13 protein-coding genes are annotated in these 12,979 nt (G+C 65.8%); 7 read left to right on the top strand and 6 right to left on the bottom strand.

Going from position 1 to position 12,979, the window contains the following annotated elements; all coding sequences use genetic code 11:
* Positions 1–6 precede the first annotated feature (6 nt).
* The 3 genes from AC097O_RS20025 to AC097O_RS20015 form a co-directional block, all read right to left on the bottom strand.
* Positions 7–1,311 (bottom strand): PQQ-dependent sugar dehydrogenase, encoded by a 1,305-nt coding sequence (locus AC097O_RS20025; protein WP_479594616.1) that lies wholly within the window; start codon positions 1,309–1,311, stop codon positions 7–9.
* 1 nt (position 1,312) lies between these two features.
* The gene (locus tag AC097O_RS20020) at positions 1,313–1,471 is read right to left on the bottom strand and encodes a DUF3309 family protein (RefSeq protein ID WP_479594615.1); all 159 of its coding nucleotides are present in this window, start codon (positions 1,469–1,471) and stop codon (positions 1,313–1,315) included.
* A gap of 71 nt (positions 1,472–1,542) precedes the next feature.
* A complete protein-coding gene (locus tag AC097O_RS20015) occupies positions 1,543–1,761 on the bottom strand; it encodes a hypothetical protein (protein WP_479594614.1) in 219 nt (72 codons plus the stop codon).
* 109 nt (positions 1,762–1,870) lie between these two features.
* Here AC097O_RS20015 and AC097O_RS20010 point away from each other — a divergent pair, with 109 nt between their 5' ends.
* Positions 1,871–2,608 carry a Crp/Fnr family transcriptional regulator gene (locus tag AC097O_RS20010; protein WP_479594613.1) on the top strand — a complete coding sequence of 246 codons (738 nt, stop codon included), beginning with the start codon at positions 1,871–1,873 and terminating at the stop codon, positions 2,606–2,608.
* Between the two features lie 74 nt (positions 2,609–2,682).
* On the opposite strand, the gene AC097O_RS20005 is transcribed toward AC097O_RS20010, so the two are convergent.
* The 3 genes from AC097O_RS20005 to AC097O_RS19995 form a co-directional block, all read right to left on the bottom strand.
* The gene (locus tag AC097O_RS20005; protein WP_479594612.1) at positions 2,683–4,704 is read right to left on the bottom strand and encodes an AsmA family protein; all 2,022 of its coding nucleotides are present in this window, start codon (positions 4,702–4,704) and stop codon (positions 2,683–2,685) included.
* A gap of 34 nt (positions 4,705–4,738) precedes the next feature.
* The gene (locus AC097O_RS20000) at positions 4,739–5,236 is read right to left on the bottom strand and encodes a pyridoxamine 5'-phosphate oxidase family protein (protein WP_479594611.1); all 498 of its coding nucleotides are present in this window, start codon (positions 5,234–5,236) and stop codon (positions 4,739–4,741) included.
* A 109-nt stretch (positions 5,237–5,345) separates the two neighbouring features.
* Positions 5,346–5,834, bottom strand: a complete 489-nt coding sequence (locus tag AC097O_RS19995; protein WP_479594610.1) for a hypothetical protein — start codon at positions 5,832–5,834, stop codon at positions 5,346–5,348.
* Positions 5,835–6,093: 259 nt separating this feature from the next.
* Between AC097O_RS19995 and AC097O_RS19990 the strand changes: the two genes are divergently transcribed.
* From AC097O_RS19990 to AC097O_RS19965, 6 genes are all read left to right on the top strand, one after another.
* The gene (locus AC097O_RS19990) at positions 6,094–6,336 is read left to right on the top strand and encodes a hypothetical protein (protein ID WP_479594609.1); all 243 of its coding nucleotides are present in this window, start codon (positions 6,094–6,096) and stop codon (positions 6,334–6,336) included.
* Positions 6,337–6,368: 32 nt separating this feature from the next.
* Positions 6,369–8,567, top strand: coding sequence for a catalase (locus AC097O_RS19985; protein WP_479594608.1), 2,199 nt, complete (start codon positions 6,369–6,371; stop codon positions 8,565–8,567).
* Between the two features lie 81 nt (positions 8,568–8,648).
* Positions 8,649–9,470, top strand: coding sequence for an alpha/beta fold hydrolase (locus AC097O_RS19980; RefSeq protein ID WP_479594607.1), 822 nt, complete (start codon positions 8,649–8,651; stop codon positions 9,468–9,470).
* Between the two features lie 95 nt (positions 9,471–9,565).
* Positions 9,566–10,381 carry a glycine-rich domain-containing protein gene (locus AC097O_RS19975; RefSeq protein ID WP_479594606.1) on the top strand — a complete coding sequence of 272 codons (816 nt, stop codon included), beginning with the start codon at positions 9,566–9,568 and terminating at the stop codon, positions 10,379–10,381.
* Between the two features lie 52 nt (positions 10,382–10,433).
* Complete coding sequence (locus AC097O_RS19970; RefSeq protein ID WP_479594605.1) at positions 10,434–11,453, top strand: SPFH domain-containing protein; 1,020 nt, start codon at positions 10,434–10,436, stop codon at positions 11,451–11,453.
* Positions 11,454–11,462: 9 nt separating this feature from the next.
* Positions 11,463–12,971: a DUF4178 domain-containing protein gene (locus tag AC097O_RS19965; RefSeq protein WP_479594604.1), complete on the top strand. Its 1,509-nt coding sequence runs from the start codon at positions 11,463–11,465 to the stop codon at positions 12,969–12,971.
* The last annotated feature ends 8 nt before the right edge of the window (positions 12,972–12,979 follow it).

Raw genomic sequence — 12,979 nt, 5'->3', positions numbered from 1 at the left:
TTCTTTTCAATATTTCGCCGTCACCCGCCAGACCACATTGCCCACATCATCGGCCACCAGCAGTGCGCCCTGTTTGTCCAGCGCCACGCCCACCGGGCGGCCATGCGCCTTGCCCTCGCCGTTCAAAAATCCCGTCAGCACATCTACCGGCGTGCCCACGGGCTGCGCCCCCTGGAACGGCACGAAAACCACTTTATAGCCACTGTGCGGCTTGCGGTTCCAGGAGCCGTGCTGGCCCACGAACATGCCGTGGGCAAAGGCCGCTGGCAGGCTGGTGCCCTCAGCCGACACCAGACCCAGCGGCGCCACGTGCGGCCCCAGGGCGTAGTCGGGCGCCAGCGCTGTGGCCACCAGCGCAGGCTGGGGCGGCTGCACCCGCGCATCCACATGCTGGCCGAAGTAGCTGTACGGCCAGCCGTAAAAGCCGCCGTCGCGCACCGAAGTCATGTAGTCGGGCACCAGGTCGCTGCCGAGTTCGTCGCGCTCGTTCACCACCGTCCACAGCGCACCACCGGGGGCAAATGCCATGCCGTTGGGGTTGCGCAGGCCGCTGGCAAAGATGCGGTGCGCCCCGGTGCGCGCGTCCACCTGCCAGATGGCCGCCCGCTCTGCCTCGGCGGCCATGCCGCGCTCGCCCACATTGCTGTTCGACCCCACGGTCACATACAGATGCTGGCCGTCCGGGCTGGCCACCAGGTTCTTGGTCCAATGGTGGTTGATGGGGCCTGCGGGCAAGGCCACCACCTGTTGGCCAGGTGCGCTGATATGCGTATCACCCGGGGTGTAGGGAAAGCGCAGCACGGCATCGGTGTTGGCCACGTACAGGTCGCTACCCACCAGCGCCATGCCGAAGGGCGAGTGCAGGCCGTCGAGCAGCACGGTGCGCACATCCACCACGCCGTCGCCCTTGCTGGAGCGCAGCAGGGTGATGCGGTCAGCGCTGGCACCGCCCGCCCCGGCCCAGCCCATCACCAGGCCCATCACCCAGCCCTTGATGCCTTTGCCGTCTTCCGGCTTGGGTGGGGCGTTGGTTTCGGCCACCAGCACGTCGCCATTGGGCAGCACGAACAGCCAGCGTGGGTGCACCAGGCCGGTGGCCAGCGCCGCCACCTGGGTGCCCGGCGCAGCGGTGGGCCGCATGCCGTCTTCCCAAGGCTTGGCCGGTGCAATGTGGACCGTAGGCAACACGGTGACCACGGGCGCGGGCAGCACGGGCTTGGGGCCGGTGCCGTCCGCCACCGACAGCCGCGCGATCTCGCCGCAGCCCAGCAGGGCCACGCCCAGGCAGGTCAGGACGGCACCGGTTCGCACGCTAGATCTTGCCCATCAGCAGCAGCACGATGATGATCACTACCACCAGCCCCAGGCCGCCGGTGGGGCCGTACCCCCAGCTGCTGCTGTGCGACCAGGTCGGCAGCACGCCGATCAGCATCAAAACGAGAACGATCAAAATAATGGTGGTAATGCTCATGGCAGTTTCCTTGTGTGGGGTAGTCAGCAGCGGTTGCTGCATCCCGTGAATCTAGGGCTTGGCTGCGCGCTTTACCGTGCGTTAGCGCACATAGCGGGATGCGTCCGGCGCAGGTGCTCCAGCGTGTCGGCGCACTCCAGCACCACGGGGCACACCGGGTGGCCCGCGGCATCGCGCACCACGGTGTCGCGCAGGCGCGTCAGCACCGCCGCAAACAGGAGCTCCCAGTCCTCAAGCGCGACCCGAAAGGCCTCGTCGGGCAGGGGATTCGGTGGATAAGATGCGTGCATAAAAGCGTGAAATAAACGTAAGACTGGAATGTATGGGTGTAAGCACCTAGACAAAGTGTCAAATGACATGGTTGCTTTCCCCCCACAGCCACCCACACAAAGGAACCCCATGGATGAAGTCCGGTGCAGCGCCTGCCCTCTGCGGCCACTGCCCTTGTTTGTCGAACACAACGGTGACGAGCTGACGCTGGTGCAGTCGCTCAAGCGCCGCGAGATCCACCTGCGCGCAGGCGAAACCCTGATCTTTGAGGGGCAGACCGATGCCCCGCTGTACACCCTGCGCAGCGGCTGGGCCTTTCGCTACAAAACCCTGAGCGACGGGCGGCGGCAAATCCTGACGTTTTTGCTGGCGGGCGACTTCATCGGCGTGCAGCAAAAAATGGGCGATGCCGCAGCCCACGGCGTACAGACGCTGACCGATGCGCAGCTGTGCGTGTTCCAGCGCGATGCCCTGTGGGAGCTGCACCGCCAGTCGCCCACCATGGGCTTCAACATCACCTGGCTCACCGCCCACGAAGAGTCGATGGTGGACGACACCCTGCTGTCGGTGGGGCGGCGCAGCGCCGAGGAGCGCATCGCCATGTTGCTGATCATTTTGTTCAAGCGCGCTGCGGCCTTGCAGCCGGATGGTGGCAAGGCCGGTGTGCCGTTTCCGCTGACCCAGCAGCACATCGCCGACGGCCTGGGCCTGTCGCTGGTGCACACCAACAAGACCCTGCGCAAGCTGGAGCGCCGCGGCCTGCACCACATTGAAGATGGCACCTTGCACATGCGCGATGTGAAAGCCCTGGCCCGGCTGGCCGACCTATATGGCGATGGCAAGCCGCAGCCGCGTCCGCTTATTTAGCTATATATTTAGTAGCTGCCACCGCCCATGGAATGGGCGCTAGAGGCCTAAAAAGCTTAAATTTTTTAGAGGGCCTACTTTTTGCCTGTCGAGCGCTGCGTCAGTGCCGCACACCCGGCTGCACCGCGCTGGGCGGCCTCGGCATTGCCCAAGTCGATCCACGGAATCACCGCGGCCAGCGGGTTCACCAGGGCCAGCAGCAGCGATGCCGCCGCCTTCTTGGCCAGCGGGCCCTTCTCCAGCGACACCTGGGGGTTGCTGAATGTGCCCTGCACCTTGATGGGCGTGCGCACGCTCAGCGGGCTGAAGTCTTTGGGCACCACCACCGCGCGCAGGTCCAGCGCCTCGGTGGCCAGCGACAGCGAACCGTCGATCCACACGGCGGAGTCGGCGGTGTCCACCACCATCACCTTGGGGCGGAAGATGCCGTCCTTGGCCACCAGGTCGGCCACCGCGCATTGCACCGGCAGGGCATCATCGCCCTTGACCAGCATGCCCAGACCCTGGGCAATGTCCAGCCCGGCCAGCTCCATGCCCAAGTGCGACACGCTGCCGTTGCGCAAGGTGGTGCGTGCCGTGCCCTGCAGGCTGGCCAGAATCTGCGCGGTAGACCGGCCCTGCCCCGCCAGCCTGGCCTCGCCGTACAGCTGGCCCGAGACATACGGCGGGGCCCCATTGGCGCGGGTGATCTTGAGCCAGCGCTCCAGCCGCACCGCGTCCCAGCGCAGGTTGGCGGTCCACAGGGCCTTGTCACCCCGGCCATCCAGCGCCACCTCGCCGCGCAACTGGCCCTGGGCGGTGCGGGCCACCAGATCATGCAGGCGCAGCACGCCACCCTGCAGCTCCAGGTGTACCGCCAAAGGTTGCAAGGGCTCCAGGTAGCTGGTGTTCAGGTCGACCTCGCCGATGTTGATCAGCACATTGGCATCCATGGCACGCAGGGCGGGCAAATCGAACGCGCGGTCAGGCAGCACCCGGCCCTTGGCCTGGGCGTTGGTGGCCACAGGGGCTGCGGCATCGGCCATCTCGGCGGACGTGGTACCCACTACCGGCCCCAGGTCGGCCAGCAGCAGGCGGCTGCCGCCCAACTTGCCCGACAGCAGGGGCACACGGCCCGCAGGGTCAAAAGTGAACGCGCCATTCAGGCGGCTGGCCCCCACGGTGGCATCTTTCACCACCACCTGCCAGCGGCCACCGGTTTTGACCAGCGTGCCATTGGTTTTGAAAGCTGCCGTGGTGGGCAGCGTGACCCCCAACGGGTCGCCCACCGCCGCCAGCGAAGGGCCTTTAAGGCTGAAATCGCCGCTGAAATTTTGCGGCTGCAGCGCATCGGGGGCCATGCCCTTGAAGTCCAGTTGCGCGCGGCCTACGGTGGCGTTGATGGTCACAGCCACCGGCAGCGTCGAGGTCTTGCCGCCCTCTGAGGGCAGCACCGCCGACGATGCCAGCAGGATCTTCAGCGGCTGCTTGCGGTAGCGGCCCTTGGCTTCAATCTTCACCAGGCTGGTGGTCTGCCCATCGGCCCCCACACTGCCCGGCACCAGCGACAGCGTGGCATCCAGGTTGGCCGAGAGCGGCGCGTCTACGTAGTGCACCAGGCCGTTGGTCACCCGCAGCGTGCCGAATTGCGGCAGGCGGGTGGGGGTGTCGGGTGCGGCTACAGGCGGTGTCTTGCCAAACTGCCAGGAAGCCCGGCCATCGGCCATGCGTTCGATGTTGCCGTCCAGCGTGCGCGCCTGCAGGCTGTGGATGCGGATGGGCTCACCCTGGTAGGCGCGCCACAGGTCGGCATAGCGCAGCTCCAGCGCCACGTCCTCGGCCCGCAGCATGTGGGGGGTGGTGCTCCAGGCCGGGGCGGCGATGTGCAGCAAAGGGGCCTGCAAGCGGATGCCGCCCATAAAGCGCACCATGAAACCGGTGGCGGCGCTACCCTCGTCGGCAAAGCGCAGCTTGCGGTCCAGCTTGTCGGACAGAAAATTTTGCAGCGGCACCGCCAGAAACGGCCAGCCCATCCATTCGCCCACCGCCACCCCACCCGCAGCGCACAGCAGCACCGCTGCCAGCCCCACGCGCCATTTGGATCCGGTTCGCGTCACAGTTGTATTCATAGGGCCATGGTAACGGGGTGGATCAGGAGAGATTGGTTAACGTCTCGTGCTCGCCCAGGCCTACCGGGCGGCCCACCACGGCGGATGCGGCCATGGCCACCATGCGCACCATGCGGCTGTGCGGCACGTCCCAGTATTCAGCCTCTTGCGGCACAATTTTCAACAGCCCCAGGTGGGTGGATTCCACGCCATCGGGAAACCAGGGCCGGGCCATGGGGGTCCACAGGCGTTCGAGCTGCGCACGGTCTTCCACGATCTCGCCGCGGCCGGAAATCGACACGTAGGTGGACTTGTCGGAATCGGTAAAAGCCAGGTTCACCACCTGCAGATGTTCCACCTTTTCAGAGCGCAGATCGGTGAAGAACCACAGCGCGCCCTGGGCATCCATTTCCAGCGGCACCATGGGCTGGCTGACCAGCGCGCCGTGGTGGTCAAAGGTGGTCAGCATGGCCACGCGGATGGATTCGATCAGGCTGCTGATGTGGCCGAGTTCGGGCTTGGTTTGGGATTCAATGCGCATGGGGATTCCTGTTGGGAGTTATTCCCCATCTTGGCGGCGGCCCGCCCCTGGCGCCATCGGTGGCCGCCGGTTCTGCGTGTGGGTGGTCTCCTACAGCATCAGAAGCTTCTCAACCCATGGCCATGAACCGGTCGGCCCGCGCCGCATTCAGCACGCCTGCGGGGTTGGCCACCAGTACCTCGGCCGGTCGCTCGCCGTCCAGCCAGGCATTGGGCTGGGCAAACCAGGCCGCCAAGGCCCATTGGGAGTACACCGGGTTCAGCTCGGCCAGCACCGGTGCCAGTTGCGGCAACGGCACCATGTCCACCAGGTTGAACTGGAACAGGGGCATCCAGCTCTGCGCATGCCAGTCCAGGCACAGCACCTCGCGCTGCGCCATCCAGCGCGCCACAGTGGCCAGGTCCGGCCCGCAGCGGCGCATGAACAGCTCCAGCGTCTCCTGCGTGCGCGCCAGCCCACCGCTGGGCCGGTAGCTGTCGAGCAAGGCGATGAACTGCAGGTCCACCCCCAGCGCCACGGGCGCAGCCCCGCCACGGACTGCGAAATAGGGCATGAACGGCTGCGGCGTGCGGGGGGTGAAAGCGGGAGTGGGCTGCATGGCATCTCCATGGGTGGATGTAAGCAGCCTGGACGGTAAAAGCCCGCGCGGGGGCAGTCTGTGCGCTGGCGCACGTTGGTTGTTATTTGTCTACGCCAGAAATAGGCATGAAACTAGCCTCTACCGCCCATTCCATAAGCACAAGCAGCTACAAATTCCATAGTACTACCTTCCCCACCCCTATGTGCCCTACCGCACGGACGGGCCGCAGCGACCGGCATAACGTGGCACCACTCCAACCCCCAGCGAGGCAGCCACCATGCCCAAAAGAACCACTCCCGCCGTGCGCTCGGTCAACACCGCCACACCGGCCCGGCGCAGGCCCAACATCCTCAGCTCGACCACGCCCAAGCTGCCGCACGAGCAGGACCAGTCGGTCGGCATGACCGACGGCATCCCCAGCAAAACCGTGCAGCAGGCCTACCGGGACGTAACCCAGGGCCAGCAGGACACCGACCGCGGCCCCGAGGCCGACCGTGCCTACCAGAAGCTCAAGAAGTAAGCCCAAAGAACACCCCAAGACAAGGAATCTCCATGCCTAAAAAATCTGATGCCACATCCAAGAAGCAACTCGCCCAGGACAAGGCCGACTTCACCGCCGAGGGCGCGCCGCCGCCCGGCAAGGTGGCCAAGGCTGCACCTGTAGCCAACGCCGAGCCGCTGACCACCAACCAGGGCCTGGCATTCCCCGACAACCACAACTCGCTGAAAGCCGGTGGCCGCGGCCCCACGCTGCTGGAAGACTTCATCCTGCGCGAGAAGATCACCCACTTCGACCACGAGCGCATTCCTGAGCGCGCGGTACACGCCCGGGGCGCGGGCGCGCACGGCTTCTTCGAGGTGTACGAGGACATGTCCGAGCTCACCAAGGCGGGCTTTTTGTGCAAGCCCGGCGTACCGACCCCGGTGTTTGCCCGCTTCTCCACCGTGGCGGGGTCGCGCGGCTCGGCCGATACGGCGCGCGATGCGCGGGGCTTTGCCGTGAAGTTCTATACCGCCGAGGGCAACTACGACCTGGTGGGCAACAACATCCCGGTGTTTTTCATCCAGGACGCGATCAAGTTCCCCGACCTCGTCCACGCCGTCAAACCCGAGCCGCACAACGAGATTCCCCAGGCCGCCAGCGCCCACGACACCTTTTGGGACTTTGTGACGCTGATGCCCGAATCCACCCACATGCTGATGTGGGTGATGTCCGACCGCGCCATTCCGCGCAGCTTGCGCATGATGGAAGGCTTTGGCGTGCACACCTTCAAGCTGGTGAACGCGGCGGGCGTGGCCAGCTTTGTGAAGTTCCACTGGAAGCCCACATTGGGCGTGCACGGCCTGGCCTGGGACGAGGCGCAAAAGCTGGCCGGCAAGGATGCCGACTTCCACCGCCGCGACCTGTGGGAAGCCATAGCAGCCGGGCAGTTCCCCGAATGGGAGCTGGGCGTGCAGGTGGTGCCCGAAGAAGACGAGTTCCGCTTTAGCTTTGACCTGCTGGACCCCACCAAGCTGCTGCCCGAAGAGCTGGTGCCGGTGCGCCGCATTGGCCGCATGGTGCTCAACCGCAACCCCGACAACTACTTCGCCGAAACCGAGCAGGTCGCCTTCCACCCCGGCCACCTGGTGCCGGGCATCGATTTCTCCAACGACCCGCTGTTGCAGGGGCGGCTGTTTTCCTACACCGACACCCAGCTGTCGCGCCTGGGCGGGGCCAACTTCCACGAGCTGCCGATCAACCAGCCCAAGTGCCCGATGCACAACTTCCAGCGCGACGGCATCCACCGGCAAACCGTCAATACCGGGCGGGTAGCCTACGAGCCCAACACCCTGGCCGCGGGCAGTGAATTCCGCGCCGACGGCAAGCAAGGCCCCAGCCAGGGCTTCACCAGCCTGCCCGAGCTGCTGGAGTCGCCCAAGATCCGCCAGCGCAGCCCCAGCTTTGACGACCACTTCTCGCAGGCCCGCATGTTCTGGATCAGCCAGAGCCCACCCGAGCAAGACCACCTGGTTGCCGCCTTCCAGTTCGAGCTGTCCAAGCTGGGCACGCCCGCCATCCGCCAGCGCATGGTGGACAACCTGGCCCATGTGGATGCCGAGCTGGCCGCCCGCGTGGCCGCGCCGCTGGGCATTGGCGCACCCGACGCGCAGGCCGCCACCCAGTGGCCGGGCTTTCGCCACGCGCCGCACCCGGTGGATGTAGAGGCCTCGCCCGCACTCAGCATGCTGCCCACCGGCCCCGGCAGCGTGGCCACCCGCCAGGTTGCCATTCTGGTGTGTACCGGCGTGGACGGCACCGCCGTGGCCGCCGTGCAGCAGGCCCTGAAAGATGCCGGTGCCACCAGCAAGACCATCGCTGCCGCACTGGGCACGGTGGAAATGGCCGACGGCGGCCTGCTGGCGGTGGACTGCACCCTGGTGACCACGCCGTCTGTCGTTTTCGATGCCGTCTACCTGCCCTGCCTGGGCATGCACGCCGCCGCGCTGGTGGCCGACGGCGACGCGGTGCACTTTGTGCTGGAGGCCTACAAGCACTGCAAACCCATCGCCGCCTCGGGCTCCGGGGCCGGGCTGCTGGCCAGCCTAGGCATCACCATGCCCACCGACCCCGGCGTGACCCAGCCGCAGCCCGGCGTGGTGCTGGCAGCGGCAGGCGAGCTACCCAAGACCTTTGCGCCCGAATTCATCCAGGCCATGACCAAGCACCGCCATTGGGACCGCGCCGGTTTAAGTACCGTACCCGCATAACGCTGCATCTTTGATAGCTGCTAGCGCTTATTCAATAAGCGCTAGCAGCCGATTTGGCACTAAATTTCCAAGGAGAACGCCATGCACACCATCACCACCCAAGACAACACCCCGCTGTACGTCAAGGACTGGGGCACGGGCCGCCCGGTCATCCTGCTGCACGGCTGGCCGCTGTCGGCCGACAGCTGGGACGACCAGGCCATGGCGATTGCCGAGGCGGGCTACCGCGCCATCGCCTACGACCGGCGCGGCTTTGGCCGGTCGGGCCAGCCCTGGAGCGGCTACGACTACGACACCCTGGCCGACGACCTGGCCGCAGTGGTCAACTACACCGGCGCGGCCAACACCACGCTGATCGGCTTCTCGATGGGCGGCGGCGAGGTGGCGCGCTACATGTCGCGCCACGGCGGCAAGGGCGTGGTGCAGACCGCGCTGGTGTCGTCCGTACTGCCGTTTCGCCTGCAAACCGACGACAACCCCGAGGGCGCACCCGAGGCCGGATTTGCGGCCATCGCCGAGGCCTTGCGCGAGGACCGGGCCGGCTTTTTCACCGACTTCTTCAACGACTTCTTTGGCGTGGGCGTGCTCAGCCAGCCGGTCAGCGACGAGCTGCTGGCCTGGGCCCGCAACACCGCCATGCAGGCCAGCCTGCGCGCCACGCTGGAATGCCTGAAGTCTTTCAGCAGCACCGACTTCCGCCCCGACCTGCCCGCCTTCACCGTGCCCACGCTGATCATCCACGGCACCGACGACCGCACCGTGCCGATTGCCAGCTCGGCCCGGCCCACCGCGCAAGAGATCGGCACCTCCACCCTGCTGGAGTACGAAGGCGCACCGCACGGCCTGTTCGCCACCCACAAAGAGCGCCTGACGCACGACCTGCTAGCGTTTCTGGGCAAGTAGACAAAATACAAGCCAAATCAGCACCCCACGCTTATTCAATCAGCGCAAGCAGCTCCTATTTAAATAGCAACCGGATTTTGGCTACAGTGGGGTGTATGCCCCATGTACCACCCCTGAACCTGCGCCAACGTATCAATACCCTGGTATGGGCCCGCCGGGGCCTGTTGTGGGTGCTGCTGCCCTGGGCGGTCTGGAACGTGTTCAAGACCGGATGGGGCTGGCTGCTGGTGCTGGGCATGGGCTTGCTGCTGCAGGTGGCCTTCAAGTCCTGGGAGCTCGCCTTGCGCAGGCAGTTCATCCGCGATGCCGAGCTGCCGCGCTTTTTGACCAGCCACATCCTGGCCGCCCACCCCGGGCTACAGGCACGCGATGCCGAGCTGGTGCTGCGCGGGCTGCGGCAGTTTTTCATGGCGCATTTGCGCAGCGGGCGGCAGTTTGTGGGCATGCCGTCCAAGGTGGTGGACACCGCCTGGCACGCCTACATCTTGCACACCCAGGGCTATGCGCGCTGGTGCCAGGCGGCATTTGGCGGCATGCTGCACCACACGCCCGCCGAGGTGATGGGCAAGAACCGGCAGCACAACGACGGCCTGCGCCGCACCTGGTTCTGGACCTGCAAGGAAGAAAGCATTAACCCCCGCAAACCCAGCCGCCTGCCGCTGCTGTTTGCGCTGGATGCCAAGTTCGGCATCGAAGGCGGCTACCGCTACACGCCCGACTGCAAAGACATAGGCGCGCAAAGCGATGCCGGAGCCTACTGCGGGGCCGACTTTGGCAGCAGCAGCGACGGCGCAAGCAGCAGTAGCGACAGTAGCAGCGGCGACTTTGGCGGTGCCGATAGCAGTTCGGACGGCGGAGGCTCCGACGGCGGAGGCTCCGACGGCGGTGGCTGCGGCGGCGGTGGAGATTAGGCGGTGCCGGGTCGGATACCATGCCTGACCCAGTTAGCAACAGGAGCGCACCATGGCCTTGATGGACTTCATCCGCAAACAATTCATAGACATCATCCAGTGGACGGAGGACAGCGACGGCACCCTCGCCTGGCGCTTTCCGATGGCCGAGATGGAGATCCAGAACGGCGCATCCCTCACCGTACGGGCCTCGCAGGTGGCGATTTTTGTGAACGAAGGCCAGGTGGCCGACGTGTTTGGCCCCGGCACCTACAAGCTGACCACCCAGACCCTACCGGTCCTGACCTACCTGAAGAACTGGGACAAACTGTTTGAGTCGCCCTTCAAGAGCGACGTGTACTTCTTCAGCACCCGCCAGCAGATCGACCAGAAGTGGGGCACGCCCCAGCCCATCACCATCCGCGACAAAGACTTTGGCGCGGTGCGCCTGCGCGCCTTTGGCAACTACAGCTTCCGCGTGGCCGACCCGGCGCTGTTCCACACCGAAATCTCCGGCACCCGCGAGCAGTACGGCGTGGCCGATGTGGACGGCCAACTGCGCGGCCTGGTGCTGCAAAACATCAGCACCGCGATTGCCAGCAGCGGCATTCCGTTCCTGGACCTGGCCGCCAACCAGCACGCGTTTGCCCAGGCGCTGACCATCCAGCTGGTGCCCGAATTCGCCAAGATCGGCCTGCACCTGGACGGCATGACGGTGCAAAACGTCTCCCTTCCCGAAGACCTGCAAAAAGTGCTGGACCAGAAAATCGGCATGGGCATGGTGGGCAACGACATGGGCAAGTTCATGCAGTACCAGACGGCGCAGGCCATCCCCAAGTTCGCCGAGGGTGCGGGCGGCGGTGGTGGCGGCATTGCAGGCGATGCCATGGGCCTGGGCGCGGGCGTGGCCCTGGGCCAGGTACTGGCGCAGAACCTGCAAGCCGGTTTGCAAGGCAATGCCGCTCCCGTGGGCATGAAGCCAGACGAAGTCATGGCCACGCTGGAGAAGCTGGGCGACCTCAAAACCAAGGGCATCCTCACGCAGGAAGAGTTTGATTCCAAGAAAGCGGAACTCCTCAAAAAGCTCGTCTAAACCGCTTCTGTGGCGACCCCGTCCCCCCAACGCGCCTACCGCGCGCCCTGCCCTGGCTGCGGCGCGCCGGTCGACTTTCTCAGCGCCCAGTCCACCCACGCCGTCTGCGCCTACTGCCAGAGCACGGTGGTGCGCAGCGGCGAAACCCTGGCCCGCATCGGCAAGATGGCCGAGCTGTTCGACGACCACAGCCCCCTACAGTTGCAGGCCAGCGGCACCTGGAAAGCACAGGCCTTCACCCTGGTGGGCCGCCTGCAATACAAGTACGCCGAGGGCACCTGGACAGAATGGCATGCGGTGCGCGCCGACGGCACCAGCGCCTTCCTGAGCGAAGACAACGGCGCCTACGTCTTCACCACCCCGCTGCTGGCCCAGCGCGCCCTGCCGATGGCCGAGCAGTTCCGCGTGGGGGCCACCACCGCCATCAATGGCAAAACCTTCAGCGTGGCATCGAACCAGACGGTGTCGCTGATTTCCGCCCAGGGCGAGCTGCCGCACCTGCCCGCGCTGGGCGAGCCCTTTGCCATGGTCGAGCTGCGCAGCGCGGCGGGCGAAGTGCTCAGCGTGGACTACGGCACGCGGCCCCCCAGCCTGTCGATCGGCACGGCGGTGCTATTGGAGGATTTGCAACTGACGGGCCTGCGCTCGGATTCCGTCAAAGACGAGAAAGGCCGGCAGTTCGACTGCCCCAGCTGCGGCGCACCGGTGTCCGTCAAGCTGGCCAGCAGCAAAAGCATCACCTGCGGGGCCTGCCACAGCCTGATCGATCTAAGCAGTGGCATCGGCGGCGAACTGCGCCACGCCGCGCAGGACGACCCGGTGCAGCCGCTGATCGCCTTGGGGCAAACCGGCAAGCTGCAGGGCGTGGACTGGCAGGTGGTGGGCTTCCAGCACCGCATGGGCACCGCGCCGGGCGATGACGAGCAGTTTGGCTGGGAAGAGTATTTGCTCTTCAACGCCCAGCGCGGTTTTTTGTTTTTGGTGGACAGCACCGAGGGCTGGAGCCTGGTGAAGCCCGCCACCGGCGCGCCCGAGATGGCGGGCAGCGGCCAAAGCGCCACCTACCTGGGCAGCCGCTACCAGCTCAAGGAAAGCTACAACGCCGAGACCAGCTACGTGCTGGGCGAGTTCTACTGGCAGGTGCAGCGCGGCCAAAAAACCAGCAACCGCGACTTCGCCAGCGGTAAAAGCCTGCTGTCCATGGAGCAGTCGGCCCAGGAAGTGACCTGGTCAGTGGGCAGCCAGATCGACAGCGCCCTGGTGGCCACGGCCTTTAAGCTGGAGGGTAAAAAAGACCTGCTCAAACGCAGCGATGCCAGCCCGCTGGGCATGGGCGGCGCCAACATGGCCCCGAAGACGATCATGTGGATCATCGTGGTCGTGGTGCTGCTGGTGATTGTGCTGAGCAGCCGCCGCGACTGCGACCCGAATGTCGAAAACTGCAGTTCCAGTTCGTCCAGCAGCCGCAGCTCGGGGGGCTCGTACGGCGGGTTCTCCAGCGGTGGCGGCCATAAATAATTTTTGAA

Source organism: Rhodoferax sp. LS1P39, assembly GCF_056521425.1.
Note: the sequence above shows the minus strand (reverse complement) of the source record. Positions and strands in the feature narration are given on the sequence as shown.

What these genes read in the sequence shown, in the direction of transcription:
- AC097O_RS19985 (WP_479594608.1), top strand. Translation starts at nt 6,369, where the DNA reads ATGCCTAAAAAATCTGATGCCACATCCAAGAAGCAACTCGCCCAGGAC.
- AC097O_RS20010 (WP_479594613.1), top strand. Translation starts at nt 1,871, where the DNA reads ATGGATGAAGTCCGGTGCAGCGCCTGCCCTCTGCGGCCACTGCCCTTG.
- AC097O_RS19995 (WP_479594610.1), bottom strand. Translation starts at nt 5,834, where the DNA reads ATGCAGCCCACTCCCGCTTTCACCCCCCGCACGCCGCAGCCGTTCATG.
- AC097O_RS19975 (WP_479594606.1), top strand. Translation starts at nt 9,566, where the DNA reads ATGCCCCATGTACCACCCCTGAACCTGCGCCAACGTATCAATACCCTG.
- AC097O_RS20000 (WP_479594611.1), bottom strand. Translation starts at nt 5,236, where the DNA reads ATGCGCATTGAATCCCAAACCAAGCCCGAACTCGGCCACATCAGCAGC.
- AC097O_RS19970 (WP_479594605.1), top strand. Translation starts at nt 10,434, where the DNA reads ATGGCCTTGATGGACTTCATCCGCAAACAATTCATAGACATCATCCAG.
- AC097O_RS20015 (WP_479594614.1), bottom strand. Translation starts at nt 1,761, where the DNA reads ATGCACGCATCTTATCCACCGAATCCCCTGCCCGACGAGGCCTTTCGG.
- AC097O_RS19980 (WP_479594607.1), top strand. Translation starts at nt 8,649, where the DNA reads ATGCACACCATCACCACCCAAGACAACACCCCGCTGTACGTCAAGGAC.
- AC097O_RS19990 (WP_479594609.1), top strand. Translation starts at nt 6,094, where the DNA reads ATGCCCAAAAGAACCACTCCCGCCGTGCGCTCGGTCAACACCGCCACA.
- AC097O_RS20020 (WP_479594615.1), bottom strand. Translation starts at nt 1,471, where the DNA reads ATGAGCATTACCACCATTATTTTGATCGTTCTCGTTTTGATGCTGATC.